Origin of the sequence: Nocardia sp. CDC153, assembly GCF_035818515.1 — a bacterium.
Lineage (GTDB): Bacteria > Actinomycetota > Actinomycetes > Mycobacteriales > Mycobacteriaceae > Nocardia.
In genome coordinates this window covers 1335300-1360460 of the sequence record NZ_JAYKYU010000002.1, presented here as the reverse complement: position 1 = coordinate 1360460, position 25161 = coordinate 1335300, and the positions used below count along the sequence as shown (strand labels likewise).

Below are 25161 nucleotides of genomic sequence, written 5' to 3'. Positions count from 1 at the left end.
GGGTCCGGCGGTCGGGGAGTCGGTCGCGGCGGCTAGGCGGCCTCAGCGCGGGTCAGCGCGATATCCGCTGCGGCACCCGCGGTTCCACGCGCCGAGTCGTGGAAGCTGAGGGTGAGGAGGCCGAGGGACACGACCACCAGGATCGCGCCGATCCAGCCCAGTGAGCCCGCTCCCCACCACTGCACGCCGAGGCCGCCCGCCGCGCCGCCGAGGGCGATGCCGAAGTACTGGGCGGAGGCGTTGAGGCCCAACAGGAGTGGGGAACCCTGGGGTGAGAGTTCCACCAGGCGGTGCTGCTGTGCCACGGCCCAGATCCAACCGGGGATGCCGAAGGCGATGCACCAGGCGATGGCGGTGGGGAAGTGCTGGCCGGACGCTTGGACCAGGGCCAGCACGACGATCGCGCCGATCAGGGTGAAAGGCATGATCTTTCGGGAACCCAGGCGGTCGACGAGACGGCCGCCGAGGGTGCTGCCGACCACCGCGGTGAAGCCGTAGACCCACAGCAGGATGGTGAAGCGGCCCGTGCTGTCACCGGTGGCGGGGTGCATGGCCGCCGCGAGATAGGTGTAGACGGTGAACATGCCGCCGAAGAGCAGGACCGCGTGGAGCAGGCCGGTGGCAATCGTCGTGTCGCGCAAGGGCATCAAGCGATCGCGCAGGCGTGCCGGAGCGGGCAGGTGGACCGCCGGGACGATCGCCGCGACGCTGATCAACGCCACCGCGCCCAGCGCCGCCACCAGCCACAGGGTGGCCCGCCAGCTGAAGGAGCCGCCGATCCAGGAGCCGATGGGCACGCCCAGGGCGGTGGCCACGGTGAGTCCGCCGATCACCACCGAGATGGCCCGCCCGCGCCGCTCGGGCGCAGTGAGCGCGGCGGCCACGGCCGTGGCGTTCGGCGTGTACATCGACGCGCCCGCGGCCGCGATCACCCGCGAGGCCAGCACCAGCCCGAAGGCCCCGGCCAGCGCGGTCACCACATTGCCGAGCACGAACAGCGAAAGCGCGATGAGCAGCACCCTTTTCCGGGACAGCCGGGCGGTCGCGGTGGCCAGGACCGGCGACAGGATCGCGTAGGACAGCGCGAAGACGGTGACGAGTTGCCCGGCCGCCGAGGTCGATACGCCGAGGTCTTTGGACACGGGCGTGACCAGTCCGGCGGTGACGAAGGCGTCGATACCGATGGTAAATGTCCCCAGCGCCAAGGTAATCAGTCGAGAGTTCACCCGAGTCTCCTCGTGGAGGGTGAGCGGGAATCCGCATTGGTTTGACGATCGTCATACTATGAAGACGGTTCGATAGATGTCAAACAATCCAACAGTTGCTACGGTGATGCCATGCGGTACCTGCCCCAACCCGCCACCGGCGACATCGAATTCGTCGCCGTCATGCACGCCCTGTCCGACCAGGTGCGCCTGCGCCTGCTGGACCGCCTCTCCGACGACCAGGAACACGCCTGCGCCGCGGCGGCCGAGGGCATCGAAGTCCACAAATCCACCATGTCCCACCACTTCCGGGTCCTGCGCGAATCCGGCCTCATCTCCACCCGCCAGGACGGTCGCAACCGCTTCGTCAGCCTCCGCCGCGACGACCTGAACACCCGCTTCCCCGGCGTCCTCGACGCCGCCCTGAGCGCCGCCTCGGCCCTGCCTCAGGGGGTATGACGCCTCGGGTGCCGGGTCTCTCCTTCACCCTGACCTGAATTCGCCCCCTGTCGGTCCGACGCCGGGAACATCGGTTGGCCGCATCGTGTTGGGAGCGGGCATGACGACGCTTGGATTGATCGGGAGTGGGAATATCGGCGGCACGCTGGCCAGATTGGCCGTCGCCGCGGGGATCGATGTGGTGCTCAGCAACTCGCGCGGGCCGGAGACATTGGCGGACCTGGTGGCCGAGCTGGGGGACAGGGCCCGGGCAGCTACGCCCGCCGAGGCCGCCGCGGCGGGCGACATCGTCGTGGTGACCGTGCCGTTGAAGGCGTATCAGCAGGTGCCGGTCGAGCCGTTGGTCGGCAAGGTGGTCATCGACACCAACAACTACTATCCGGGGCGCGACGGCGAGATCGGTGAGCTGGAAGCGGGCGGTGTCACGAGTTCCGAACTGCTGCAACGGCATTTGCCGCGCTCCCGGGTCGTGAAGGCGTTCAACAACATCTTCTTCAAGCACCTGGCCACCCTGGGCCGTCCGGCCGGTGCCGCCGACCGCACCGCCCTGCCCATCGCGGGCGATGACACCGAGGCGAAAAAGGCCGCGGCGGAACTGATCAACGCCCTCGGCTACGACACCGTCGATATCGGCGCACTCGCCGACAGCTGGCGCACCCAACCCAACACCCCGGTCTACGCCACCCCATACGGTGCCGCCGAACCGTTCTACGAACACGACGGCGCACCGGTCAACGCCGACACCATCCGCAAACTGGTCGAGTCCGCCGAACGCTGAATCATCTTCTGAAGAGATTGCGGGGCAGAGATATTCGGGCCGGGCGATGGTGTCAGGGCCGTCGCCCGGCCCGTCTCGTCAGTCGTTGCAGATGGCGGCGCGCACCAGGTACGAGTCGGGGTACCACAGCGCGGAGCTCTCCGCCTCGGACGGGGTCGCGCCGTAGCCGCCGGTGTACTTGTTCATCGAGTTCGAGAATGCCGCCGCACCGCAGCCGGTGAAGGTGGTGATGGTGGAGCAGCTGGCGCGGCCGCACTTGTCGACGGCGGCCTGGCTGGCCTCGCCCTCGGTGTCGTAGTTCCAGGCCCAGCCCAGATCGCCGTTGTCCGACACCGCGATCGCGCCCCACGACGCGGGCGCGGCCTGCGCCGGGGCGGTGGGCAGCACCGCGGCGGCGGTGGCGAAGGCGAGGCCGGTCAGGGCGAACAGAGTCTTGCGCATGTTGTTCCTAGCGTTGAGCGAAATGGCGCGCGCACCCGTCAGGGTTTAGGTGCAAGCGCCGTTGTCGCACTCATGATCGACAGGTTTCGGCAACGCGTTAACCGTGGGGATCCGCTGGGGCGCAGGAACTTCCGATCGCCCTGCTCAGTGCGCGGAACCGGCGGCGAGATCGGCCCACCGGTTGGCGGTCAGCTGGAAGCTGGGCAGGTCGGCGGTGGACATGGTGTATTCGTACAGGCGCTCGTAGCCGGTGGTGGCAATGCGCCACACGCCGTCCTCGCGACGATAGGTGTCGTTGTAGTACGCCGCGCCCCGAATCAGCAGCCCGTAGTCCGCGGCGATGATGGTGTCCTCGAGACACCAACTGCCGCTTGCGGTGTCGCCGTCGACGGTGATCTCGGGGTGGTTGGCGACGTGCACGCTGATGATGTTCTTGCCGTCCAGCGAATTGCGCATGAAGTCGACGATCTGATCGCGGCCGTGGAACTCGGCGGGCAGTCCACCCGAGGGCGAGCCGTACTTGCCGACGATGTCCTCGCACATGGTGTCGCCGTAGACGTCCCACTGCTTGAGGTCCAGGCCCCGCAGGTAGCGGTGCTTGAGTTGGCGAATCGCCTCGAGTGCTTCGAAATCCATCACCGCAATGTAACCGAATCGGACCCGTACCTACCAAGCATTTGCTACGTTCGCGGCATGATTTCCACCCTGGTCTGGGGTACGGGCAATGTCGGCCGTGCCGCTATCCGGGCCGTCGCCGCCCATCCCGGGCTGGCGCTGACCGGCGTCCTGGTCCACAATCCGGCCAAGGTCGGGCGCGATGCCGGTGAATTGGCCGGTCTGGACACCGAATTGGGAATCACCGCCACCGCCGACATCGACGCGGCCTTGGCCGCGGGCCCGCGCGCGGTCGTCTACGCCGCCTCCGGTGACATCCGCCCCGACGACGCCCTCGCCGATATCGAACGCGCCCTGAGCGCGGGAGCCGTCGTCGTCACCCCCGCCCTCTACGCGCTCTACGACCACCGCAGCGCCCCAGCCGAACTGCGCGACCGCGTCGAGAAGGCCGCCCTGGACAGCGGCGGCGCACTGTTCGTCTCCGGCATCGACCCGGGGTGGGGCAACGACATCATGCCGCTGCTCATGAGCGGACTCGGCAGCACCATCGACGTCCTGCGCTGCCAGGAGATCTTCGACTACACCACCTACGACCAGCCCGATTCGGTGCGCTACCTGGTCGGCATGGGCCAGCCCATGGACTATCAGCCGCCCATGCTCGCGCCCACCATTCCAACCATGGTGTGGGGCGGGCAGATTCGCCTCATCGCCCGCGGGCTCGGTGTGCCGCTCACCGATATTCGCGAGGTGGTCGAGCGGCGCGCCCTCGACGACACCGTCGAGACCGAACGCATGGGCGCCTTCGAGGCGGGCACCCAGGGCGCGGTCCGCTTCGAGGTGCAGGGCATTGTCGACGGCAGCCCGCGCATCGTGATCGAACACGTCACCCGCATTCACGCCAGCTGCGCACCGGACTGGCCGCAGCCGCCCAGCGGCGCGGGCGCGCACCGCGTGCTGATCGAGGGCCGCCCCCGCATCGAGATCACCGTCCAGGCCACCGACGAGGACGGCAATCACTCGGCGGGCGGAAACGCCACGGCCGTGGGCAGATTGGTGAACGCCATCCCGTGGCTGGCCGCCGCCGAGCCCGGACTCTACGACGCCCTCGACGTCCCGTTGCCCTTCGGCACGCTCGGGAAGCAGTAACACTCACAAGGAGTACGGCATGATCATCGACATCCCCGAGGGCAAGGACCCCATCGGCTACGTCTGGGGCGAAATGGTTCCCGGCATCGGTGTGGCCGCCTCCAACTTCTCGCTGGCCGTCTACTCCCACTCCACCTTGGGCCTACGCGAATTCGAGGCCGCGCGCTTGCGCATCGCCCAGATCAACGGCTGCCTGTTCTGTCTGGACTGGCGCACGGATCGCAATGGCGAGAAGGTCGAGGAGTCCTTCGCCGACGACGTAACCCAGTGGCGCACAACGGAGAACTTCGACGACCGCACCCGCATGGCCGCCGAGTACGCCGAGGTGTACGCCCTCGACCATCACGCGCTCGACGAGGAGTTCTTCGACCGCATGAAGAAGCTCTACAGCGACAAGGAGATCGTCGAACTGTCCATGTGCCTGGGTTCCTGGCTGGCCTTCGGTCGCCTCAACCACGTGCTCGGACTCGACGCCGTGTGTGTCCTGCCGGGTCACAGCGCCTCATAGTCCGAGCCACACCGCCCACAGCGTTCCGCCCGCGGCCCCGTGACCGGAGTATTTCCGGTCACGGGGCCGAGTCTTGTCCGGGGTCGCCCCCGGGAGTACTCTGACCAGAGTAATCGACCATACTCTGGACAGAGTAATTGGAGGTGGGTGTGGCCGCGCAGCGGGCATTTCGGCGGGTCAATCCCTTGGCCTTGGCCGTGCTGATGGTGCTCTGGGAGCGGCCGATGCACCCGTACCAGATCTCGCAGACCCTCAAGCAGCGCGGCAAGGAGGGCAGCGTCCGGATCAACTTCGGCGCGCTGTATCCGGTGGTCGAGTCGCTGCTCAAGCAGGGGTTCATCGAGGTCGTGGGTGCCGAGCAGGACGGCAATCGGCCCGCGCGCACGGTGTACCGGATCACCGGGGCCGGGGCCGCGGAGGCTCGGGACTGGATGCGCGAGTGGCTGTCCGAACCGCAGAAGGAGTACCCGCGGTTCATGGCCGCGCTGTCGTTTCTGCCCGCGGTCGGTCCGGAGGAGGCCATCGCGCTGCTGCGGCATCGAGTCGCCATGCTGGACAAGCAGATCGCCGAACTCGAGGAGTTGGTCGCGCCCGCGCGCCCGTGGCTGCCCGAGGTGCTGCTCGTCGAGAGCAACTACGAGACGCGCATGCTCGAGGCCGAACGGGACTTCGTCACCGAACTGGCCGAGCGCATCGAATCCGGTGTGCTGGGCGGCCTCGACGCCTGGCGGCAACTGACCGAGTTGTCCGCGCGGTACCCCGACGGCGGTGTGCCGCCGGAAGTCAGCGACAAATTCTTCGAGGATTGGGGGATGCCGAAACCACCCGAGTGAGCAATCCGCTCGAAAACAACGGAAGCCCGGGTGCGCCAACACCCGAGCCTCCGCCGAATCCGAACGACCGACGGCGAACCGCCGGATGCTCGAACCGCATTCACAGCATATCCATCGGTGCCGTGGTCGTTCTCCACTCCCTGTACGAGGAGACGAACCATGTCTGTCACACCCATGCCCTCGGCCGCGGTCGAGGTTCATGACCTGGTGAAAACCTATCCCGGTGGCCGCCGCAAACCCGATGTGCGGGCCCTGGACGGCCTGAGCTTCAGCATTGCCGCTGGCACCGTCTACGGGATGCTCGGGCCCAATGGCGCGGGCAAGTCCACCACGACCAAGATCTGCACCACCTTGTCGCGGGCCGATTCCGGCACCGCGCGGGTGGCCGGATTCGACGTCACCACCGACGCGGCCGCCATCCGGCATCGCATCGGCTATGTCTCGCAGGGGTCCGGCGCGGATCCGCGGCAGACGCCCTTCGAGAATCTGGTCATGGCGGCTCGCCTGCACGGGCTGTCCCGGCACGACGCGATGCTGCGCGCCGACGGACTGCTGGATCAGTTCCAGCTCACCGATGCGCGGAATCGTAAGGTGGCCAAGCTGTCCGGTGGTATGCGGCGCAAGCTCGATGTCGCGGTCGGGTTGGTGCACACCCCATCGGTGCTGTTCCTGGACGAGCCAACCACCGGCCTGGACCCGCAGGCCCGGGCCGAAATGTGGTCGGAGATCCGGCGATTGGCCGCCGAGGCGGCGTTGACCGTCGTGCTCACCACCCACTACTTGGAGGAGGCCGACGAGTTGGCCGACCGCCTGGTCATCATCGATCACGGCCGCACCGTCATCGAAGGCACACCGGCGCAACTGAAGTCGACACTCGACGGCGACACCCTCACCGTCGAGCTCATCGAACCCGATGTGGCCGCCGTGCGCGCGGTCGGCGCATCCATTCCGGCGCTGCGTGACATCGTCGTCGAGCAGGACGGACCCAAGGGCAAGCTCATCGCCCGCACCGACGACGCGTCCGGCGTGGTCGGCAAGGTCATCGCCGAATTCGACGCCGCCGCCATCAGTTTCGGCGCGGTATCCATCTCCCGACCGACCCTGGACGACGTGTACCTGCACTACGCGGGCCGCTCGTACCGGGCCGACAACCACAGCGACCGAGTGGAGGTGGCGGCATGACCGCGATCACGACCTACGACCTGCCCCGCGAAACCCCTTCGGCCGGTTGGCTGGTCGCCGCGGGACAGATCTACCGCCGCTGGGCGGTCAACAATGTGCGCGAGGCGTGGGGCATCGGCGTCGGCCTGCTGCAGCCGGTGGTGTGGATTCTGCTGTTCGGCCAGGTCTTCAAATCGGTGGGCAGCATCCCGGGTTTCGGATCCGGCAGCTACATCACCTTCCTGGCCCCCGGCATTCTGATGATGACCGTGCTCTACTCCGGGGTGTGGGCCGGGACCAGCTACATCGAGGATATCGACAACGGCGTCATGAATCAGACATTGACCGCACCGATTTCGCGCAGTGCGGTGGTGGCGGGCCAACTGGGGGTCCAACTCACCCTCGGCCTGGTTCAGTCCGGCCTGGTCCTGGTCATCGGTTACCTGGGCGGTGCCCGCTACCCCGGCGGCGTCACCGGCGTGCTGCTGGCCCTGGCCGCCGCCACATTGCTGGCAATCATCTTCTGCGCCGGTTCGGTGGCGATCGCCCTCACCACCCGCAGCCAAATCGCCCTGATCGGCCTGTCACAGATGATCATCCTCCCGGCAACGTTCCTGTCCTCGGGCATGATGGCCCCCAACCTCATGCCCGGCTGGGTCCAAACCATCTCGAAGTACAACCCGGTCTCCTGGGCCGTCGACATCGGCCGCAGCGCCCTGGCCGGAAACACCGACTGGCCCTTCACCTCCGAACACCTCGGCTACCTCGCAGCCCTCGCCGCACTGTCCTTCTGGTGGGCAGTCTCCGCCTTCCGCGGCTACCAGCGCACCCAGTAGCCCATCCCCCAAAAGTCCGGTCCACGAGGCGTTTTCGCCACGCGGACCGGACTGTCAGGTACGCATTCCATCCCACGCCTACCGTAGGTCCGGCTTCCCTCGGACGGCCGGAACGAAGCGACGAGGGGAATGCGGATGAGCTGCGAACGATGGGAGGAATCGAGCGGTGTGCCCGGTACCATGACCGGTATGCCGACCCCACCCGTCGAGCGACCTGACCTGCCGGAATACATGACGTGGGAGGAGTTCGAACAACTGCCCGACGAGATCGCCGGGGAGATCGAGCTGTGGGAGGGCCGCGTCGTATGGGTTCGCAAGGGGCCTGCCGAACATCAGGACTACTCGGTGGAGTTCCGGAACTCGTTGCGTCGATGTGCTCGCGAGGACATGTCGGGTGAGCCGGAGCGCTGCTGGCGAGTATCGGTGGAGACCAATGTCTTCTTCGATACCGCAGTCAAATCCGACTTCGTGACCCCGGATTTCCTGGTCTACCGGTGCCTCGAGCACGAATACCAACTCATCCACGCCTCCGATGTGCTGATCGCGGGCGAAGTGCTCTCACCCTCCAACACCGAGCGGGACATCGACGCGAAGCGAGCCAAGTACGCGGCGGGTGGAATCCCCTGGTATTGGGAGGTCACACTGGGACGCAATCCCCGTCACATCGCGAGCGTCCGCGCCTTCGCCCTCGAAACCGGCCATGGCACGCTGCCCGACGGCGTAGCACCTTTGCATTCCACCAACTACCTGCTCGCGGGTGAATGGCTGGCCAACGTTCACAACGGCATCGACTTCGACCACCCCTTCCCGATTCACATCCCCTGGTCCGAACTCGAATTCTGAGTCGTCGACATCGGCCGGCTACCTCGGAGTGCTTGCCGCGCTGTCGCTCTGGTGGGCGGTTTCCACCTGGCGCAGCTCCAGCGCACACGGTAGCCGATTTTGCGAAAGTTCCGGTCCACGTGCTGTTTCGCCAGGTGGATCGGACTTGACTCGGAGTGCACTCGAAGTCGTAGGTTCGAGGGTATGGATGAACGCAGCGAACTCGTGGATCGTGTCGTGCTGGTCACCGGTGGGACGCGGGGCATCGGACGCGGTATCGCTCGGACGCTGGCGCGTGCCGGGGCGGCCGTTGCCGTGAACTATTGTTCGCGTGCCGAGGAGGCCGCAGCTACGGTCGCCGAGATCGAGCAGGCCGGGGGTCGGGTCATCGCGGTGCGGGCGGATGTTGCCGTGCGGGACGAGGTCGAGGCGATGGTCGAGGGGGTCGCGGCGGAGCTCGGGACCATCGACGTGCTGGTGAACAATGCCGGGATCGCGACCATGCGCGGCGTGGACGACATCACCGAGGAAGACTTCGACCAGACTCTGGCGATCAATCTGAAGTCCGCCTTCCTCTGCACCCAGGCCGTCCTGCCAGGGATGCGCAAGCGCGGCTGGGGGCGGATCGTGAACGTCTCCTCGGTGGCCGCCCGCGGCGGCGGCGCGGTCGGCGTCCACTACAACGCCTCCAAGGCGGGCCTGGAGGGCCTGACCCGTGGCTACGCCGCCCGCCTCGCCCCCGAAGGCATCACCGTCAACGCCATCGCCCCCGGCCTGATCGACACGGAAATGGCTGCGCCGCTCAAGGAATCGGGCGTGGCCGACCGCCTCCCGGTGGGCCGCATCGGCACCCCCGACGAAATCGGCCAGGCCGTCCTCATGGTGATCGGCAACGCCTTCCTCACCGGCCAGACCATCGCCGTCAATGGCGGCGGCAGCTTCCTCTGAATCGGAGTAGGGTTCCGCTGGTGGCCGACTCCGAAGAACTGTTCGCCGCCATGGATACGATTCAGGCCCACCTCGAGCGCCTCGTGAAGGAAGGGTGCCCAGTCGATCCGGACGTGTTGGCGAAACTTCATACGGTTTTCGATGCCATGGAGGAACGGGTTCGGGAGGAAGTGCGTCGGCGCGGGCTGCGGCTACCGGACTCATTGGACGATGCGGGGCAGGGTGACCGCCCCGCATGAGGTGCGGGCACTACCGGTCGAAGAGCTTCAGATACTTTGTCTGGCCGAACATTTCGGCGGCGTCGCGGGCCGAGGGGCTGCCCGCGTTGGGGTCCGCGCCTGCGGCCAGGAGGGCCTGGACGATTTCGTCGGAGCCCTTGAAGACTGCGCCGGAGAGCGGGGTCTGGCCCTTGTCGTTGCCGAAGTTGGGGTCGGCCTTGCGTTCCAGCAGGGCGCTCACGGCTTCGGGGTGGGAGTAGTAGGCGGCCAGCATGAGCAGGGTGTCGCCATTGTCGTTGGTGAGGTTCACCGGCACCCCGGCGTCCAGGTACGCGGCCAGGGCGGCGGCATCGCCGCTGCGGGCGAGGTCGAAGATCTTGCTCGCCAGTTCGAGCACTTCCGGGTCCAGATCGTTGGGTTCCACCAGGCCACTCTATCGAGCGAAAGCGGCCCGGCCGATCACGGTTTCCATATATGTGATCACTGCTCAGGAGGTGATGATGAGCAGTTCGGTGGGGGAGGCGATCTCGGTGCGGAGGCCCGACTTCTCGGCGATGCGGGCCAGGCCGTCGATATCGGAGGGTTCGGTGCGCGAGAGCACCAGGGCCCGGGCCAGCAGGCCCTTGTGGTGTTTGTTGAAGTGGCTCACCACGGTTCGCTTGCCGTCCGGTCGCTCGGTGAGGACGGTGGCGGTCACCGCGCCCGGGACGCGGCCCAGATTCATGTAGGTGCCCGAGCGCAGGTCCACGACCAGTTGACCCGCGGCCTCCGCGCGCAGGGCGTCCGGCAGTACCGGCTTCCACAGGGACTGCAAGGTGGGCAGGCCGGGGAGTTTGGAGCCGCCGGAGAGGCGGTAGGCGGGGATCGGGTCGCCCGCGCGGATCACGCCGAACAGCGCCGACCCGATGCCCAGGCGCGCTTCGGCCTTGGCGCGCTGGGCCTTCGTGAACCCGGGCGCGTCGAGCGCGTCGTAGAGCACACCCGTGTACCGGTCCAGCGCCGGGCGTGTCGCCGAGGTGCGCAGCGCGGCATTGCGCGCGATTTCCGCGTCAGCCCCCTTGCCCAGTCCGAGCGCGGCGCGCGCGGCGTCCGCGTCGGCGGCCAACTCGATCACCTGCGTGACGAGTTTGTCGCGCACCGCCGTGAGCTGCGGCATCGCGAGGGAATCCAGGTCCAGGGGACCGCCCGAACCACCGTCGGACTTGGTTTCTGAGGGAGGCAGCAGCACCAGCACGAGCCAACACGGTAATGCCTTCGCGGCATCGCATGAGCAGCGGCTACTGTGTTGAGCCGTGATCACCCGCCTCTCCCACCTGTTCCTGCGTACCCTGCGTGACGATCCCGCCGACGCCGAGGTGCCCAGCCACAAGCTGCTGGTGCGCGCCGGATACGTGCGTCGCATCGCGCCCGGCGTCTACTCGTGGCTGCCGCTCGGCCTGCGCACGCTGCGCAAGGTCGAGGATGTGGTGCGCTCGGAGATGAACGCCATCGGCGCTCAGGAGATCTCGCTCCCGGCCCTGCTGCCGCGCGAGCCCTACGAGACCACCAACCGCTGGACCGAATACGGCGACGGCCTGTTCCGCCTGAAGGACCGCAAGGGCCAGGACTACCTGCTCGGCCCCACCCACGAGGAGCTGTTCGCCCTCACCGTGAAGGGCGAGTACAACTCCTACAAGGACCTGCCCGTCACGCTGTACCAGATCCAGACCAAGTACCGCGACGAAGGCCGCCCCCGCGCGGGCATCCTGCGCGGCCGCGAGTTCATCATGAAGGACTCGTACTCCTTCGACCTCGACGAAGACGGCCTGAAGAACAGCTACAGCGCCCACCGCGAGGCCTACCAGAAGATCTTCGACCGCCTCGGCGTGAAGTACGTGATCGTCGCCGCCACCTCGGGCGCGATGGGCGGTTCGGCGTCGGAGGAGTTCCTGGCCGACAGCCCCGTCGGCGAGGACACCTACGTCATCTGCCGCGAATCCAGTTATGCCGCGAACGTGGAGGCCGTGGTCACCGCCGCCCCGCCGGAGATCCCCCTCGAGGGTCAGGCCGAGGCCGTCGTCCACGACACCCCCAACACCCCGACCATCGACACCCTGGTCGCCTGGGCCAATGCCGAGAACGTGCTGGGCCGCGAGGTCACCGCCGCCGACACCCTCAAGAACATCCTGGTCAAGCTGGTCTACCCGGACGGCAAGACCGAGATCCTCGGCGTCGGCATCCCCGGCGATCGCGAGGTCGACGAGAAGCGCCTGGAGGCGTCGGTCGAGCCCGCCGCCGTCGAACTGCTCGACGAGGCCGACTTCAAGGCCAACCCCTTCCTGGTGAAGGGCTACATCGGCCCGAAGGCCCTGCAGGCCAACGGCGTTCGCTACCTGGTCGACCCCCGCGTGGTCTCCGGCACCGCCTGGATCACCGGCGCGGACGAGCCCGGCAAGCACTACGTCGGCCTGGTCGCCGGTCGTGATTTCACCCCCGACGGCACCATCGAGGCCGCCGAGGTCCGCGACGGCGACCCCTCGCCCGACGGCCGCGGCGTGCTCGAGGCGGCGCGCGGCATCGAGATCGGCCACATCTTCCAGCTCGGCCAGAAGTACACCGACGCCTTCGAAGTCGACGTGCTGGGCGAGAACGGCAAGCCGGTCCGCCTCACCATGGGCTCCTACGGCATCGGCGTCTCCCGCATGGTCGCGGTGCTGGCCGAGCAGATGCACGACGACAAGGGCCTGCGCTGGCCCCGCGAGGTCGCCCCCTTCGACGTCCACGTGGTCATCGCCAACAAGGACGAGGGTGCCCGCGCGGGCGCGGAACAGGTTGCCGCCGAACTCGATTCGCTCGGCTTCGAGGTCCTCCTCGACGACCGCACCGCCTCCCCGGGCGTGAAGTTCAAGGACGCCGAACTCCTGGGCATGCCCTACATCGTCGTCGTCGGCCGCGGCTGGGCCGAAGGCAAGATCGAACTCCGCGACCGCTTCGCCGGCACCGCCGAGGAACTCCCCGCCGACACCGCCGTGGCCACCGTCGCCGCCAAGATCCGCGGCTGACAGCCCTTTTCGCGAAACCGCAGGTGGCGCATCACTTCCCAGGTGATGCGCCACCTGGGCGCGTGACGGATTCGCCCGCACGCCAAACGTTGGTCCGCGATACCAAGGACGGCGGCCGGGGGCCGGTGCTGGAGTTTCCTGCCGATATGTGGGCGGCATTTATTGAAAGTGGCATCTATGCGCGCTGACGCGGAGTAGTTAATTCGGCGGCGACCGGGGTATTTGCCGGGAAGTAACGCGCGGGAACTGGGCGCGATGTTTCTGGCAACACCTATTCAGGAGGTCGGAATGCTCTCTGCTAAGCGGCTTGCTGCGGGCGCTGTTGTTGTCGCCGCTACCACGGGCACCATGCTGGTTGGTGGCGGTGTCGCTCACGCTGATGATGTGCCGGTGTGGCAGGCCAACTGCCATGTGTACAACATTTTCAATACCGGCGGGATGTCCACCTGTGAACTGCCGACCTGGCATCAGGTGAAGCTCACCTGTATCGCCTGGCCGATCCCGTTCACCTACTGGAAGTACGGACCCATCCAGTATGGCCAGAACCAATCCTGGGCCAGCTGCGACTCGTTCAACGCCTTGGTGAATGTGGAAGTCATCCAGGCGTATCCGTGAGGGGTGTGATGGGCCGATTCCTGCACAATCTTGCGTCTGATGGCAGATTCCTGTCAGATTCGCTGTGATAGTGCAGGTTTCGGCCCATTTCCCAACCTCTCAGCCCACCGGCGGGCCAAGCAAATCCCATCTGTTCCCGGCGATATCGAGGAACACCGCGACCTCGCCGTAGGATTCCATCCGCGGTTCGGTGACGAATTCGACTCCCGCATCGGCCATTCGGCGGTAGGCGCTCGCGAAGTCGTTGACGCGCAGGAAGAACCCGACGCGCCCGGCCACTTGATCACCGATGGCATTGCGCTGTCGCTCACCGTCGGCGCGGGCGAGCAGGATCCCCGTCGAGCTTTCGGGTGGGCGCACCACCACCCAGCGTTTGGGCCGCCCGTCGTTGGTGAACGAGGGCGAGTCCTCGACCAGGTCGAATCCCAGGGTGCCGACGAAGAATTCGATGGCAGCGTCGTACTCCTCGACGATGAGGGTGATCAGCTCCAGCCGCACGCCCCGAGCGTACCGACACCCGGGTCCCAATCCACCGATGTCGTTGTGCCGGTGAACGCCCTACGATCGTGCCCGTGGCTGCCACGACATTGCGAGCGTCCGATGCGAGCGGGCGGACGCTCGACGATCCGACCGACACCGAGGTGCACGACCTGTTCGCGGATCTGAACGCGCGCTGGCCCTTCGCGATCGTCGAAAGGCTCGATCGCGAACCGAGTGGCGAATTCTTCTTCCAGATCCACCTCGACTACGTCGGCGACCACGACGAAGCGATCGATGTCGACTACGACGTCGAATTCCGCGACGGCGGGCCGGACCGGCACTTCCGCGCCCGAATCTCCGGTGCGCACGGATTCGCCGGAATGGATCTCGTGCACACTGTGTATCGCGCCTGGCAGTCCGATGATCCCCGGCTGCCGGAGCTGCTGCCCTGGCAACCGCTGGACTCCGACGGCTGAACTGGGCGGAATCAGGGCCGCGGTGCGCGGTGTTGAGTCGTGGAGTAGGGGAGTACCGACCGCTCGAAGTTAGGGAATTATGGCCGACGAATTGACGATCATGGCTGTCCACGCCCATCCGGACGACGAGGTCCTCGGTACCGGCGGAATGTTCGCCAAGTACGCCGCCGAAGGTATTCGCACCGTCCTGGTGACCTGCACCAATGGCGAGCAGGGCGATGCGCCGGGCGGGATCAAGCCCGGTGAGCCGGGCCACGATCCGAATGCCGTGCGGGCGCTGCGGCTGGCCGAGCTGAAGGAATCGGCGGCGGTGCTGGGCATCGAGCATGTCGAGCTGCTGGGCTACCGCGACTCCGGGATGGTCGGGTGGGATGCCAATCAGGACCCGGAGGCCTTCTGGAACACACCCGTCGACCAGGCCGCCGAGCGGCTGGCCGAGCTCATGCGGCAGTACCGGCCGCAAGTGGTCGTCACCTACGACGAGAACGGCAACTACGGCCACCCCGACCACATCCAGGCCAACCGCATCGCCTTGGCCGCCACCGCGTCCACCGACATCCCGGACAAGCTCTACTACGCCGTGATTCCGCGCGAGCGCTCCCTCGAGATGTTCAAAAACCTACGGGCACAAGGCCTCATCGACTTCGACCCGCCGGAGGACTTCGGCACCCCCGAGGAGCAGATCACCACGGTCCTCGAGGTCGCACCCTTCGCCCAACGCAAATTCGAGGCGCTCCAGGCGCACGCCAGCCAGGGCGACAGCGTGCCGTTCCTCCGAATGCCCGCTGAAATCCGCGACGCGATGTTCGCGACCGAGACCTACGTGCGCTACTTCAACCGGGTGGCCGCCGCCCCCGACCAGGAGACCGACCTTTTCGCGGGCCTGCGCTGACCGCACCGCCGACCCGAATGGGCCTATTCGCCCCCAACCCATCGACGACGGGCAGGTTTCCGCCAATCCTGCCTCTCCCGGGGATGCTCAGGCCCATTCGTCCTCCGCACGGACCACGACGTCCCCACTGCTGATCACGAACTGGACGACCTTCGAACCAGGGCGTCGCGCGCGGCCGGGCACGCCTCCTCGCTCGGCATTCCGAGCTCGAGGTCGTGGGCCGATTGGGTCTCGTGCGTCGCGCCAACCGTGGCGCGTCCATGCCCGCCGAGGAGATCGAGGTCTCCCGGGGCCGCCGCTGATCAGGAACTTGACAGGGTTCGCACCAGGGCGTCGAGCGCGGCGGGGTAGGCCCCATCGCTCGGTGAGCCGAAGCCGATGACTATGCCCTGTCGCGCGTGTTCCTCGGGGGCGATGAACATGCCGGAGAGGCCGTCGATCGCGAGGCCGTAAGCGGCTGCGCGGGAAAGAACTTCGGCCTCGGTGAGACCGGCGGGTTCGAGGCGGATGAGGGCATGTAGCCCGGCGGAGATGCCACTGAGCGCGAAACCGGTGAGAGGGCGGCCCGCCCGCGGCTTGAGACGGTCGGCGAGAAGGTCTCGGCGTTTGCGGTAGCGCAGGCGGCACGAGCGGATGTGGCGGTCGTAGGCGTGCGAGGTGATCATCTCCGCCAGCGTCAGCTGGCCGAGCGTCTCGGAGTGATTGTCGGCCAGCCGCTTTGCCTCGGTGACCGGGCCGACCAGGCGCGGCGGGAGGACCATCCAACCCAGGCGGAGACCGGGGCCGAGCGTCTTTGAGGCGCTACCCAGGTAGACGACGTGGTCGGGGGCTATGCCCTGGATCGCGCCGATCGGCTGCCGGTCGTAGCGGAACTCGCCGTCGTAGTCGTCCTCGATCACCAGGTGTCCGGCCCGCGCCCACGCGGCCAATGCCTTTCGCCGCGACGGGCTCAATGTCGAGCCGATCGGGAATTGGTGGCTCGGGGTGACCACCGCGGCACCGACGCCGTCGAATTCGGGCGTGGTCAGCAGATCGACTCGCGCGCCGTCGTCATCGACCGGCAGGGTGACAACCTTTGGCCCGGTGGCCTTTACGGCCTCGTGGAATTGTCGAATGTAAGGGTCCTCCATCGCGATCACCGGCGTGCTCGACGCGGCCTGAACCGTCCCGAGCAGGCTCAATGCCTGCTGCACGCCGGTGGTGATGACGATCTGGTCGGGGCTGGCCAGTACACCGCGCGTGCGGCCCAGGTATTCGACCAGCGCGGAACGCAATTCGATCCGGCCGCGCGGATCGCCGTATCCGAAGGCGTCACCAGGTGCGCGGCCGAGGGCTTGGCGGGAGGCGCGCAGCCACGCCGAGACCGGGAACCGACTCAGATCCGGGGTGCCCGGCCGCAAGTTATGCCGCAGTGACACATCGGGTTTCGGTTTCGGAGCCGTCGCCGCCAGCGTGCTCACCGTATCCGCCACGCGAGTCCCCGACCCCTGCTGCGCCACCAGATGCCCTTCGGCGATCAACTGGTCATACGCGGCGCTGACCGTCCCGCGCGAGAGCCCGAGCTCCGCCGCGAGGGTCCGCGTCGACGGCAGCCGCGTCCCCGCGCCGAGCCGCCCATCGCGAATCGCGTCCCGCAGCGCGTGCTCCAAACCATTGCGCCGACCAGCGCCGGAGTTCACCGGCAGATGCAGGTCGATGTCCAAAGTGGACCAATAATCAGACATGTAATTGGCTCCTAAAGTAAGGCCATTATGTCGTTACGGTCGAAGCATGACAACGAACACCGAAGCCTACGTACTGCCCACCACCCGCCTGGCCATCGACGACCTGAGCCCCGAGATCGCCCGCGCCATGAACGGCCTCGAGCGCGCCGCTCAACACACCACCCTCGAAGCGCCGCTGCGTGAACTGGTGAAGCTGCGCGTCGCCCAGATCAACGGCTGCGTCTACTGCGTCGACATGCACTCCCGCGACGCGGTGGCGGGCGGCGAGACCTGGCGTCGCATCAGCCTGCTCCCCGTCTGGCGCGAATCCCCCTTCTTCACCCCGCGCGAGCGGGCCGCCTTCGCCCTCGCCGAGTCAATGACCCGACTCGCCGACAGCGAAGTCCCCGACCAGATCTGGGCCGAGGCCGCCGCCCACTTCGAGGAAAAGGAACTCTCCGACCTGGTCTGGCACATCGCCATCATCAACACCTGGACCCGCCTCGGCGCCACCGCCCGCCCCTGGACCCTCTCGGGCGACGCGAACTCGTAACCCCCCAAACCCCTTCCACCCCAAAGGAGCCCGCCATGCCCGCCGTCGTCATCACCTACTGCAAGCCGTGCGGCTACCTGAAACGAGCCCAGGCCGCCGCCACCGCCCTCGAATCCGAACTCGGCATCACCCCCGAACTGGTCGCGGGCGGCGGCGGAGTCTTCCGGGTAGCTGTGGACGGCACCGTCGTAGCCGCGAAGTCCCGCCAGGGCTTTCCCGGCCCAGACGAAATCGTCCACGCCGTCTCCGAATCCATCACCTCGAAATCTCTCGCCTAGCGCCCGCCTCGTGCGGGGACCTCGACGAATTCACGGCTAGGGCGCTGCGGGTCTCGCAGTGCCCTAGCCGTAATGGTGTGCGGTCAGCTCGCGGTGATCCGCCCGTATTGCACGAGCGCCCAGCCGAGCACGCCGACCGCGGCGGTATTGACCAGGCCCCGGACGACATTCCAAGCCACCCAAGGGGTTTCGAAGTCGTGGCGCAGGCCTGCGTAATCGATGGGGCCGGTGGCGGTATCGGCGGTGGCGAGGTGATTGTTCAAGGGGATGTTGAAGATTCCGCTGATGGCCAGGCTCAGGATATTGAGCACGACGGCCGCGAGGATCCACAGCAGGATCGGGCGGTAGTCGGCGCGAAAGAAGAACAGCGCCGCGACGATCGAGAAGACGACCGACCCGAGGAAGCTGAGCATGAAGATCGGGTTGACGATCACGACATTGATCTTGTTGAAGACCTCGACGAAGGTCTTGTCGTCCAGGCGGTGAAACGCGAGCATGACCGACGTCGCGTAGGCGTAGTAGGTGCCCGCCAAAAGCGCGGTGGAGATCAGGGCGACCAGGAGTGCGATGACACCGGGCATGGTGACCAGGGAGTGGCGAGGTCCGGCGGCGGTGGTGGATGTTGTCGTCATGGCGGTTCTCTCTGACCGAGTTTGTATGACAGACAAACTATAGAAGACAAAGTATGTCGTTGTATAGTATGAATCCGCCGGTACGACAACTGAGAGAAGTCTGGAGGGCCCACGGGATGGCCGACGCGGAGCTGCCCGAAGACCTGGCGCGACTGTGGCGACGACCCACCGGATCCGGCTCCCGCATGGGCCGCCCCGCCGCCCTCGATGTCGACCGGGTCGTGCGGACGGCCGTCGCCCTCGCCGATCGGCAGGGCCTGGCGGGCGTCACCCTCCCCAAGCTCGGCGAGGAGCTCGGCGTCACCGGAATGTCGTTGTACCGCTACGTCGGATCCAAGGACGAACTATTGGTCCTCATGGGCGACACCGCATTCGCCACCGAGTACATCGGCGTCGACGCCGTCGAGTCCTGGCAGGACGGCATCGAACAGTGGGCTCGCGGCCTGTGGCGGGCCTACCAGGCCCACCGCTGGCTGGCCGACCTCCCGACCTCCGGCCCCCCGCGCGGCCCGAACGCCATCGCCTGGATGGACGCGGGCCTGCGCGCCATGCGCCCCCTGCCCCTCGATCCCATGACCAAGGTGGGCATCCTCACCCTGGTCAGCGGCTACGTCAATACCTCGGCCCGCATGGCCCAACAACTGGAACAGAGCTGGCGTCAGTCCGGTCGCGTAGACCCGGCCGTGGCCGCCCAACAGTACGGCCGCGAAATGGCCCAACTGGCCACCTCCGACCGGTATCCCGATGCGGCCCAAATCTTCTCGTCCGGCACCTTCGAATCCGCCGCCGGCCCCGCCACCACAACCCCCGCCGACCCCGCCGAATCCAACTTCGTCTTCGGCCTGGAAGTCCTCATCCGCGGCATAGAGGCCACAACGGCCTCCCTGAACCCCGCCGAGGGTTGACGACACCCCAGCCCGGGTAAAAGGCTGTGTGACCGAAAACGCAGCCGCCGCACCCACATTCGTCCTCGTCCACGGCCTGGCCAGCAATAGCTTCTACTGGGCTCCCGTGGTCCGCGAGCTGGCCCTGCTCGGACATCGCAGCCTGCCGGTGGATCTACCCGGACACGGGCTGGACGCCTCGATACCGCTGTCCTATCAGTCGCAGGACATTGCGGCCTTCGCCGCAAGTCCGTCACCGCTCTCGGCAATCTCCGTGCAGGACAACGTCTCTCACGTCATCGATGTGGTGCGACAGGTGCGCCGCCATGGCCCGGTGACCCTCGTCGGCCACAGCCTCGGCGGCATCACGATCGGGTTGGTCGGCAATGCGATCCCCGAGATGATCGATCGCCTCGTCTACGTCTCGGCGTTCTGCCCCTCCACTGCGGAGGCTCCCAGCGCCATGGCGTTGAGCCAGACACCAGAAGCACTGAAAGACGTCCCCGTCCCGAACCAGGACCACTCGCTGTTCCTGGGCATGGAACCGGTCACCCGCGGCCTCATCCGCTTCAATCTGCGGTCGGCCGATCCCGCGGCGCTGGAGGACTTTCGGCTCACCAATATGCCGGAGGCCACCCTCGAGCAGATGCTCACTGTCATCAATTTCGGCATGCAACCCGAGGATGGCGCGCAGACGAGTTTCGCCGACGCCCGGGTCGAGGCCGAGACGTGGGGGCGCATTCCGCGCAGCTTCATCCGACTGACCCGGGACAATGTCATCTCTCCGGCGTTGGCCGCCAAGATGATCGAGGATGCCGACCGGCTCACCCCCGACAATCCATTCGACGTGCACAGCCTGGCGGCCGGGCATGTGGGCGTCGTGCTGCAGGCTCGGGAGTTGGCGGGCATTCTCGGTGGGCTGGGTCAGTTGTAGGACTTGGCGACGCCGTCGAGGAGGTGTTCGAGGGTGTCGTAGTCGGGTGGGGTGACCTGGTTGATGAGATTCACATCGACTGGGATCTGGTGTGCGGTGGTGACTTTCGTGAACAGGCTCACGTCGGTGGGGCGGAAGCCGTGCTCGGCGGCCAGGCGCTGGAGGTCGGGGTCGGTGGTGAGGAGCTTGCCGATCTGGTCGCCCTTGTCGTTCAGCGGCACCACCGTGTGCTGGGACATGACGGTCGGGCTCGGGTACATCAGCACCATGTCGGGCCTGAGCTGATCGTGGGCGGCGGCGTCGACGTACTGGGCCTCGTAGATCCACGCCATGGGGACCGTGCCCATGCCGTTGGCCAGGTAGTCCTTGAACGGGCCGTCGCTGCTGGACTCGGTGAAGCCCTGCCGGGTGAACAGGCGCGAAACACGGGATACCGCATAGTCTTCGGCCTTGGTGCCGCGCACGATGGTGTTGTCATTGGCGACGTAGGCGGTCACCGCCAGGTACATGGCCGCCGAGTTGGAGGTGCGCGGGTCGGTGGTGGAGACCAGCACGTTCTTCGACACCGGATAGGTCGAGTTGCCGTCGAGCTGATTCCACTGGACGCCCTTCTCGGCCAGCGCCAGATACTTCTCGATGTCGAAAGTCGTTGTCGCGCCGGTCTGCACGATGCCGGACTGTCCCAGCAGATCCGCGATCGGCTTGAACGTCGCGATCGCCATGGGGGAGGAGAACGGCACGTACTTGCCGCTCACCCCGCGCTGCCGCTGAATCCGCTCGGCCGCGGCCGAACTCGACGGAAACGCGAAATCGTAGGTGCCCAAATCCACCGAGGTGGCGATCTGCCGCGACCCGGCGGGCTCGATCTCCACCTTCAACCCGTGCTTGGCCAGCACATCGGCCACCCGCGGATCATCGAAGAACGCCGACTTCTCCGACCCCACCACCCCGCGCACGGTCGTCAACGCGGTCGCGGCGGATGTCGCGGACGGCGAATCCGAGTGCTGCACCGCCAAAACCGCCCCGGCGGCCAACACCACGGCCACACCCGCCGCCACCGCACCCAACGCCCGCTTGTTCTCCACCAACCGCACGGGCACGAACCGCCCCGCCACCGCCGCGAAAACACTCGTGGTCTCCGCCGGACTCTCCGCGGCACCCCCCACCGCCCCGTCGGACGCCTTCGACAAATCCACCTGTCCCGCGGCGTTCTTCCCCCGCTTCGGATCCAATTCCCGCCGCGCAATCCGCTCGACGAGAATCGGTACGAACTCGCGCACCGCATGCCCCTCGAACCGCTTGCGAACCGCCCCCACCACGGCCTCCACCCGCTCCGCCGGATGCGCCTCGCCGTAGTCCTCGACCAGTCGGCTGGTCACCTCACGGAGTGCCTTCTCCTCACGCGCAGCATCGACCGCCACCACATCTCCCTCGACCTAGCACCGAATGTGATTGCGCGGCAGAAAAATACGAGAAGCCGCGCCGCCAGGACCCTAGCCAGCCAGGGTGCCCGGCCACGGTCGGGAACGGAAACGTCCCCTACGCCCGGGCGAACTTTCGGTGACGAGGGTTGCTCAGGGCTGGCCGGGCAGGGCCACCGTCGCGGGATTGGTGCCCAGGATGGACTGCCAGGTCGCCAGGCGCACAGCGCATTCGGTGAGCGCCTCGACACCGGTCCGGCGCAGGTCCGGATTGTCGGCACGCTCCACCACCGAACGCCAGGCGGCGGCCGTATCGGACTCGACGATGACCGCCAGCTTCGCCGACGGAATCGGATCGTTCACCGGAATCGGCGAGGTGTAGGCCGCGGCCGGTTCGGGAACCGTTGCGCCGGAGGCCTTCAGCGCGTCGATGGTGGCGTCGCGGCGGGCGCGGTGGGCCGCGGTGTACTCGGCCACCAGCTTGTCGCGGTCGTGATTGGCGTAGGCGGCGATCACGCCATAGGCGTAGACAGCGGCGTACTCGGCGCTCAACGCATCGATGAGCGCCTGTTCGTCGGTCGTGGTCATGCCAGGAGAACCCCCGCGTGCGTGGCGCAGGACGCGCTGATGGAAGCGAGCAAACCGGCACGGTAGCCGGACAATTGGGTGGCCAGATCGGCGGCCGACCGCTGCGACTGCTGCAACTGGGTGCGCAGGGTGGCCACCGGCGGAGGCGGCACCGGCGCGGTCGGGATGACCGGCGGGATGCGGCGGCTGGGCGTGCTGCCATCACCGTAAACGCCTATGGCGCGGTCGATTTCGGTGCGCAGCGCATCGGCGTGCGCGGTGCGCTGGGTGGCGATGGTCTGCAGTGCGCCGGCCTTGTCCGGAGACGTCGCGATGGCCGCGGTCGCGGCGGCGGCATCGGTGCGCGCCGCGGTCTCCTGGGCGATCAACGGATCCGGCGCCGAGGGCTTGTCGTCGGTGCCGCACGCGGCCAGCGCGCCCACGGCCGCCACGGCGAACACACCCCCACCGGCCAGCCGCAGCGCGGCACGACGGTTCACGGGGGCGAGGGGAGACGGGGATCCGAATCGGTCCGGCGGGACCGTGAGACCGACGACATCGGCCGGATGGCCGCTCTGACTGCTGGGCACGGAATACATGGTGCCAGCCGTCGCCGACCGCTTGCTGCGCCAGGGCCGTCGGATAGGCTGTGATCAGGAACGACGGGTAACCGTCATGGGCGCGTCGCACACTGACACGCCGCCCGCACCGCAGGGCCGACCATGCCGAACTCGAGCGAGTTCGCTGGTCCTTTACACTCTTTCCGCGCGTTACGCTAGACCTTCGGCCCGGTATTTCGCCGAACCCCGACAACTCAACCCGTGACAACTGAACCAGGAGCCGCCCCACATGCCGATGCCGACCGAGGAAAGGGTGAGCCAGCTAGTTGCTGAGCTCGTCGAACGCCGAGGATTCGACCTCGAAGGCGTCGCGATCTCGGCTGCGGGGACAGCGCATTCGAAGGTCACCGTCACCGTCGACAGCGACGGCACCGCCGACCTGGACACCGTCGCGGAATTGAGCACCGAGATCTCGCAGGCCCTCGACGACGCCGGAGACTTCGGCGAAACCCCGTACCTGCTCGAGATCACCACCCCCGGCATCGACCGGCCCCTCACCGAACTACGCCACTGGCAGCGCGCCCAGGGCCGCAAGGTGAAGATCGTCCTACGCCCCGGCGTCGAATCACCGGAGGAGAAGGGCAAGACCACGTTCGAGGCCCGGGTGGGCGTCGCCACCGACAGCGATGTCGCCCTGGTCCTCGGCGGCAAGCGGAAGCCACACCGGGTGACGGTGCCGCGGGCCGACATCCAATCCGCCGTCGTCCAAGTGGAATTCAATCCACCCGGCGCGGCCGAACTGGAACTCGCAGGGGGAGTAGCACCGGGCCGTCCCCAGCCCGGCGCTCAGGAGGTATCCGACACCGAAATCGAAAACGAAGCAGCAGCGTCCGATTCACCGACCGAAGGGATCGTGGAATGAACATCGAAATCGAAGCCCTGCGCGCGATTGTCGCCGACAAGGGGATCTCGATGGAGACCGTGATCTCCGCGATCGAGTCCGCCCTACTCACCGCCTACCGGCACACCGAGGGCCACCAGCCCAACGCCCGCATCGACATCAACCAGAAGACCGGTGTCGTGCGTGTGATGGCCCGCGAGCTCGACGCCGACGGCAATGTCATCTCCGAATGGGACGACACCCCCGAGGGTTTCGGTCGCATCGCCGCCACCACCGCCCGCCAGGTCGTGCTGCAGCGGCTGCGCGACGCCGAGAACGAGAAGTCCTTCGGCGAATTCTCCACCCACGAGGGCGATATCGTCGGCGGCGTCGTGCAGCGCGACGCCCGCATGAACGCCCGCGGCACCGTCGTGGTCCGCATCGGCTCGGAAGCCCATGGCGCGGAAGGGGTCATCCCGCCCGCCGAGCAGGTGCCCGGCGAGACCTACGAGCACGGCGACCGCATCAAGTGCTACGTGGTCGGCGTCTCCCGCGGCCCGCGCGGCCCGCAGATCACCCTCTCGCGCACCCACCCGAACCTGGTGCGGCGGCTGTTCGCGCTCGAGGTCCCCGAGATCGCCGACGGCTCGGTCGAGATCGTGGCCGTGGCCCGCGAGGCCGGACACCGCTCCAAGATCGCGGTGCGCTCCACCGTCCCCGGCGTCAACGCCAAGGGCGCGTGCATCGGCCCGATGGGCCAGCGCGTGCGCAATGTGATGAGCGAGCTGGCGGGCGAGAAGATCGACATCATCGACTACGCCGAGGACCCGGCCGCCTTCGTCGGGAATGCTTTGTCGCCCTCGAAGGTTGTCTCCGTCACGATCGTGGATCCCGAGGCCCGCGCGGCGCGGGTGGTGGTCCCGGACTTCCAGCTCTCCCTCGCCATCGGCAAGGAGGGCCAGAATGCCCGCCTGGCGGCCCGGCTCACCGGCTGGCGGATCGACATTCGCTCCGACGCCGCACCCGACAACCAGGGCGGCGTGCGCCCGGCGGCCGGGGCCGATGCGCATCGCGGCGACGCCGGATCGGCTCGTGGTGACGCGGCATCGCATCGGGGTGACGCCGCAGCCCATCGGGGTTGATCTTGCCGGAGGCATCCGGCCCGGTCGGTCCCGAGATTTGTGAAACAGACCCCTGGGATGACAGGTTGGTAACTTCCAAGGGGTACGGATGCGGAGATCGGGACGTGACAGCGGTAGAGTGGACGCAGGCTCA

The 25161-nt window shown here is 67.3% G+C and carries 32 protein-coding genes; 21 read left to right on the top strand and 11 right to left on the bottom strand.

Annotation, left to right across the window (positions count from 1 at the left end; all coding sequences use genetic code 11):
- Window positions 1–32: 32 nt before the first annotated feature.
- The gene (locus tag VMT65_RS14855) at window positions 33–1226 is read right to left on the bottom strand and encodes an MFS transporter (RefSeq protein ID WP_326308780.1); all 1194 of its coding nucleotides are present in this window, start codon (window positions 1224–1226) and stop codon (window positions 33–35) included.
- Window positions 1227–1337: 111 nt separating this feature from the next.
- On the opposite strand from VMT65_RS14855, the gene VMT65_RS14850 reads away from it, so the two are divergent.
- A complete protein-coding gene (locus VMT65_RS14850) occupies window positions 1338–1664 on the top strand; it encodes an ArsR/SmtB family transcription factor (protein WP_326308779.1) in 327 nt (108 codons plus the stop codon).
- A 100-nt stretch (window positions 1665–1764) separates the two neighbouring features.
- Window positions 1765–2442: an NADPH-dependent F420 reductase gene (locus VMT65_RS14845; protein ID WP_326308778.1), complete on the top strand. Its 678-nt coding sequence runs from the start codon at window positions 1765–1767 to the stop codon at window positions 2440–2442.
- Window positions 2443–2520: 78 nt separating this feature from the next.
- On the opposite strand, the gene VMT65_RS14840 is transcribed toward VMT65_RS14845, so the two are convergent.
- Entirely contained in the window at window positions 2521–2883 is a 363-nt protein-coding gene (locus tag VMT65_RS14840; protein ID WP_326308777.1) for a DUF4189 domain-containing protein, read from the bottom strand.
- A gap of 144 nt (window positions 2884–3027) precedes the next feature.
- Window positions 3028–3519 (bottom strand): nuclear transport factor 2 family protein, encoded by a 492-nt coding sequence (locus tag VMT65_RS14835; RefSeq protein WP_326308776.1) that lies wholly within the window; start codon window positions 3517–3519, stop codon window positions 3028–3030.
- Window positions 3520–3576: 57 nt separating this feature from the next.
- Between VMT65_RS14835 and VMT65_RS14830 the strand changes: the two genes are divergently transcribed.
- From VMT65_RS14830 to VMT65_RS14795, 8 genes are all read left to right on the top strand, one after another.
- Window positions 3577–4644 carry an NAD(P)H-dependent amine dehydrogenase family protein gene (locus VMT65_RS14830; protein ID WP_326308775.1) on the top strand — a complete coding sequence of 356 codons (1068 nt, stop codon included), beginning with the start codon at window positions 3577–3579 and terminating at the stop codon, window positions 4642–4644.
- A gap of 19 nt (window positions 4645–4663) precedes the next feature.
- A complete protein-coding gene (locus tag VMT65_RS14825) occupies window positions 4664–5152 on the top strand; it encodes a carboxymuconolactone decarboxylase family protein (protein WP_326308774.1) in 489 nt (162 codons plus the stop codon).
- Window positions 5153–5301: 149 nt separating this feature from the next.
- The gene (locus VMT65_RS14820; RefSeq protein ID WP_326308773.1) at window positions 5302–5985 is read left to right on the top strand and encodes a PadR family transcriptional regulator; all 684 of its coding nucleotides are present in this window, start codon (window positions 5302–5304) and stop codon (window positions 5983–5985) included.
- A gap of 159 nt (window positions 5986–6144) precedes the next feature.
- Window positions 6145–7167 (top strand): ABC transporter ATP-binding protein, encoded by a 1023-nt coding sequence (locus VMT65_RS14815; protein WP_326308772.1) that lies wholly within the window; start codon window positions 6145–6147, stop codon window positions 7165–7167.
- Complete coding sequence (locus VMT65_RS14810) at window positions 7164–7982, top strand: ABC transporter permease (RefSeq protein ID WP_326308771.1); 819 nt, start codon at window positions 7164–7166, stop codon at window positions 7980–7982. The genes VMT65_RS14815 and VMT65_RS14810 overlap by 4 nt, the downstream gene beginning before the upstream one ends.
- Window positions 7983–8171: 189 nt before the next feature.
- Window positions 8172–8825 carry a Uma2 family endonuclease gene (locus tag VMT65_RS14805; RefSeq protein WP_326308770.1) on the top strand — a complete coding sequence of 218 codons (654 nt, stop codon included), beginning with the start codon at window positions 8172–8174 and terminating at the stop codon, window positions 8823–8825.
- 183 nt (window positions 8826–9008) lie between these two features.
- Window positions 9009–9752, top strand: a complete 744-nt coding sequence (locus VMT65_RS14800; RefSeq protein WP_326308769.1) for an SDR family NAD(P)-dependent oxidoreductase — start codon at window positions 9009–9011, stop codon at window positions 9750–9752.
- A gap of 20 nt (window positions 9753–9772) precedes the next feature.
- Window positions 9773–9991 carry a hypothetical protein gene (locus tag VMT65_RS14795; RefSeq protein ID WP_326308768.1) on the top strand — a complete coding sequence of 73 codons (219 nt, stop codon included), beginning with the start codon at window positions 9773–9775 and terminating at the stop codon, window positions 9989–9991.
- Window positions 9992–10001: 10 nt separating this feature from the next.
- Here the strand turns inward: VMT65_RS14795 and VMT65_RS14790 are convergent, their stop codons facing one another.
- Window positions 10002–10394, bottom strand: a complete 393-nt coding sequence (locus VMT65_RS14790; protein ID WP_326308767.1) for an ankyrin repeat domain-containing protein — start codon at window positions 10392–10394, stop codon at window positions 10002–10004.
- A gap of 63 nt (window positions 10395–10457) precedes the next feature.
- Window positions 10458–11204: a peroxide stress protein YaaA gene (gene yaaA, locus VMT65_RS14785; protein WP_326308766.1), complete on the bottom strand. Its 747-nt coding sequence runs from the start codon at window positions 11202–11204 to the stop codon at window positions 10458–10460.
- Between the two features lie 58 nt (window positions 11205–11262).
- Here yaaA and VMT65_RS14780 point away from each other — a divergent pair, with 58 nt between their 5' ends.
- The 3 genes from VMT65_RS14780 (at window position 11263) to VMT65_RS14775 (ending at window position 13626) form a co-directional block, all read left to right on the top strand.
- Window positions 11263–13011, top strand: coding sequence for a proline--tRNA ligase (locus VMT65_RS14780; protein ID WP_326308765.1), 1749 nt, complete (start codon window positions 11263–11265; stop codon window positions 13009–13011).
- Window positions 13012–13034: 23 nt separating this feature from the next.
- Window positions 13035–13199 (top strand): DUF397 domain-containing protein, encoded by a 165-nt coding sequence (locus VMT65_RS38445; RefSeq protein WP_442790225.1) that lies wholly within the window; start codon window positions 13035–13037, stop codon window positions 13197–13199.
- A gap of 100 nt (window positions 13200–13299) precedes the next feature.
- Window positions 13300–13626, top strand: a complete 327-nt coding sequence (locus tag VMT65_RS14775; protein WP_326308764.1) for a hypothetical protein — start codon at window positions 13300–13302, stop codon at window positions 13624–13626.
- A gap of 99 nt (window positions 13627–13725) precedes the next feature.
- Here VMT65_RS14775 and VMT65_RS14770 read toward each other — a convergent pair whose 3' ends face one another.
- Window positions 13726–14124 carry a VOC family protein gene (locus VMT65_RS14770; protein WP_326308763.1) on the bottom strand — a complete coding sequence of 133 codons (399 nt, stop codon included), beginning with the start codon at window positions 14122–14124 and terminating at the stop codon, window positions 13726–13728.
- A 74-nt stretch (window positions 14125–14198) separates the two neighbouring features.
- Between VMT65_RS14770 and VMT65_RS14765 the strand changes: the two genes are divergently transcribed.
- On the top strand, window positions 14199–14582 hold the full coding sequence (locus tag VMT65_RS14765; RefSeq protein ID WP_326308762.1) for a hypothetical protein: 384 nt from the start codon (window positions 14199–14201) through the stop codon (window positions 14580–14582).
- Window positions 14583–14661: 79 nt separating this feature from the next.
- Window positions 14662–15474 (top strand): PIG-L family deacetylase, encoded by an 813-nt coding sequence (locus VMT65_RS14760; protein WP_326308761.1) that lies wholly within the window; start codon window positions 14662–14664, stop codon window positions 15472–15474.
- A 302-nt stretch (window positions 15475–15776) separates the two neighbouring features.
- Here VMT65_RS14760 and pdxR read toward each other — a convergent pair whose 3' ends face one another.
- Window positions 15777–17198: a MocR-like pyridoxine biosynthesis transcription factor PdxR gene (gene pdxR, locus VMT65_RS14755; RefSeq protein ID WP_326308760.1), complete on the bottom strand. Its 1422-nt coding sequence runs from the start codon at window positions 17196–17198 to the stop codon at window positions 15777–15779.
- Window positions 17199–17244: 46 nt separating this feature from the next.
- Here pdxR and VMT65_RS14750 point away from each other — a divergent pair, with 46 nt between their 5' ends.
- Window positions 17245–17730 (top strand): carboxymuconolactone decarboxylase family protein, encoded by a 486-nt coding sequence (locus VMT65_RS14750; RefSeq protein ID WP_326308759.1) that lies wholly within the window; start codon window positions 17245–17247, stop codon window positions 17728–17730.
- Between the two features lie 35 nt (window positions 17731–17765).
- Complete coding sequence (locus VMT65_RS14745; protein ID WP_326308758.1) at window positions 17766–18008, top strand: Rdx family protein; 243 nt, start codon at window positions 17766–17768, stop codon at window positions 18006–18008.
- 83 nt (window positions 18009–18091) lie between these two features.
- Here VMT65_RS14745 and VMT65_RS14740 read toward each other — a convergent pair whose 3' ends face one another.
- Window positions 18092–18640, bottom strand: a complete 549-nt coding sequence (locus VMT65_RS14740; RefSeq protein WP_326308757.1) for an anthrone oxygenase family protein — start codon at window positions 18638–18640, stop codon at window positions 18092–18094.
- 116 nt (window positions 18641–18756) lie between these two features.
- Here VMT65_RS14740 and VMT65_RS14735 point away from each other — a divergent pair, with 116 nt between their 5' ends.
- A complete protein-coding gene (locus VMT65_RS14735; RefSeq protein WP_326308756.1) occupies window positions 18757–19545 on the top strand; it encodes a TetR/AcrR family transcriptional regulator in 789 nt (262 codons plus the stop codon).
- A gap of 28 nt (window positions 19546–19573) precedes the next feature.
- On the top strand, window positions 19574–20458 hold the full coding sequence (locus tag VMT65_RS14730; RefSeq protein WP_326308755.1) for an alpha/beta hydrolase: 885 nt from the start codon (window positions 19574–19576) through the stop codon (window positions 20456–20458).
- On the opposite strand, the gene VMT65_RS14725 is transcribed toward VMT65_RS14730, so the two are convergent.
- The 3 genes from VMT65_RS14725 to VMT65_RS14715 all read right to left on the bottom strand — a co-directional run bounded on the left by VMT65_RS14725 (window position 20449) and on the right by VMT65_RS14715 (window position 23036).
- On the bottom strand, window positions 20449–21879 hold the full coding sequence (locus tag VMT65_RS14725; protein WP_326308754.1) for a three-helix bundle dimerization domain-containing protein: 1431 nt from the start codon (window positions 21877–21879) through the stop codon (window positions 20449–20451). The genes VMT65_RS14730 and VMT65_RS14725 overlap by 10 nt on opposite strands.
- Window positions 21880–22032: 153 nt before the next feature.
- Window positions 22033–22467 (bottom strand): ferritin-like domain-containing protein, encoded by a 435-nt coding sequence (locus tag VMT65_RS14720; protein ID WP_326308753.1) that lies wholly within the window; start codon window positions 22465–22467, stop codon window positions 22033–22035.
- Window positions 22464–23036: a hypothetical protein gene (locus VMT65_RS14715; protein WP_326308752.1), complete on the bottom strand. Its 573-nt coding sequence runs from the start codon at window positions 23034–23036 to the stop codon at window positions 22464–22466. The genes VMT65_RS14720 and VMT65_RS14715 overlap by 4 nt, the downstream gene beginning before the upstream one ends.
- A gap of 259 nt (window positions 23037–23295) precedes the next feature.
- On the opposite strand from VMT65_RS14715, the gene rimP reads away from it, so the two are divergent.
- Both rimP and nusA read left to right on the top strand, forming a co-directional pair.
- Entirely contained in the window at window positions 23296–23928 is a 633-nt protein-coding gene (rimP, locus tag VMT65_RS14710) for a ribosome maturation factor RimP (RefSeq protein WP_326308751.1), read from the top strand.
- Window positions 23925–25028: a transcription termination factor NusA gene (nusA, locus tag VMT65_RS14705; protein ID WP_326308750.1), complete on the top strand. Its 1104-nt coding sequence runs from the start codon at window positions 23925–23927 to the stop codon at window positions 25026–25028. The genes rimP and nusA overlap by 4 nt, the downstream gene beginning before the upstream one ends.
- Window positions 25029–25161: the final 133 nt, after the last annotated feature.

Bases quoted from the DNA above. Each gene is read 5' to 3' on its own strand.
- VMT65_RS14850 (WP_326308779.1), top strand. From the start codon at position 1,338: ATGCGGTACCTGCCCCAACCCGCCACCGGCGACATCGAATTCGTCGCC.
- VMT65_RS14845 (WP_326308778.1), top strand. From the start codon at position 1,765: ATGACGACGCTTGGATTGATCGGGAGTGGGAATATCGGCGGCACGCTG.
- VMT65_RS14840 (WP_326308777.1), bottom strand. From the start codon at position 2,883: ATGCGCAAGACTCTGTTCGCCCTGACCGGCCTCGCCTTCGCCACCGCC.
- VMT65_RS14835 (WP_326308776.1), bottom strand. From the start codon at position 3,519: ATGGATTTCGAAGCACTCGAGGCGATTCGCCAACTCAAGCACCGCTAC.
- VMT65_RS14830 (WP_326308775.1), top strand. From the start codon at position 3,577: ATGATTTCCACCCTGGTCTGGGGTACGGGCAATGTCGGCCGTGCCGCT.
- VMT65_RS14825 (WP_326308774.1), top strand. From the start codon at position 4,664: ATGATCATCGACATCCCCGAGGGCAAGGACCCCATCGGCTACGTCTGG.
- VMT65_RS14815 (WP_326308772.1), top strand. From the start codon at position 6,145: ATGTCTGTCACACCCATGCCCTCGGCCGCGGTCGAGGTTCATGACCTG.
- VMT65_RS14810 (WP_326308771.1), top strand. From the start codon at position 7,164: ATGACCGCGATCACGACCTACGACCTGCCCCGCGAAACCCCTTCGGCC.
- VMT65_RS14805 (WP_326308770.1), top strand. From the start codon at position 8,172: ATGCCGACCCCACCCGTCGAGCGACCTGACCTGCCGGAATACATGACG.
- VMT65_RS14800 (WP_326308769.1), top strand. From the start codon at position 9,009: ATGGATGAACGCAGCGAACTCGTGGATCGTGTCGTGCTGGTCACCGGT.
- VMT65_RS14775 (WP_326308764.1), top strand. From the start codon at position 13,300: ATGCTCTCTGCTAAGCGGCTTGCTGCGGGCGCTGTTGTTGTCGCCGCT.
- VMT65_RS14760 (WP_326308761.1), top strand. From the start codon at position 14,662: ATGGCCGACGAATTGACGATCATGGCTGTCCACGCCCATCCGGACGAC.
- pdxR (WP_326308760.1), bottom strand. From the start codon at position 17,198: ATGTCTGATTATTGGTCCACTTTGGACATCGACCTGCATCTGCCGGTG.
- VMT65_RS14750 (WP_326308759.1), top strand. From the start codon at position 17,245: ATGACAACGAACACCGAAGCCTACGTACTGCCCACCACCCGCCTGGCC.
- VMT65_RS14745 (WP_326308758.1), top strand. From the start codon at position 17,766: ATGCCCGCCGTCGTCATCACCTACTGCAAGCCGTGCGGCTACCTGAAA.
- VMT65_RS14740 (WP_326308757.1), bottom strand. From the start codon at position 18,640: ATGACGACAACATCCACCACCGCCGCCGGACCTCGCCACTCCCTGGTC.
- VMT65_RS14735 (WP_326308756.1), top strand. From the start codon at position 18,757: ATGGCCGACGCGGAGCTGCCCGAAGACCTGGCGCGACTGTGGCGACGA.
- VMT65_RS14720 (WP_326308753.1), bottom strand. From the start codon at position 22,467: ATGACCACGACCGACGAACAGGCGCTCATCGATGCGTTGAGCGCCGAG.
- rimP (WP_326308751.1), top strand. From the start codon at position 23,296: ATGCCGATGCCGACCGAGGAAAGGGTGAGCCAGCTAGTTGCTGAGCTC.
- nusA (WP_326308750.1), top strand. From the start codon at position 23,925: ATGAACATCGAAATCGAAGCCCTGCGCGCGATTGTCGCCGACAAGGGG.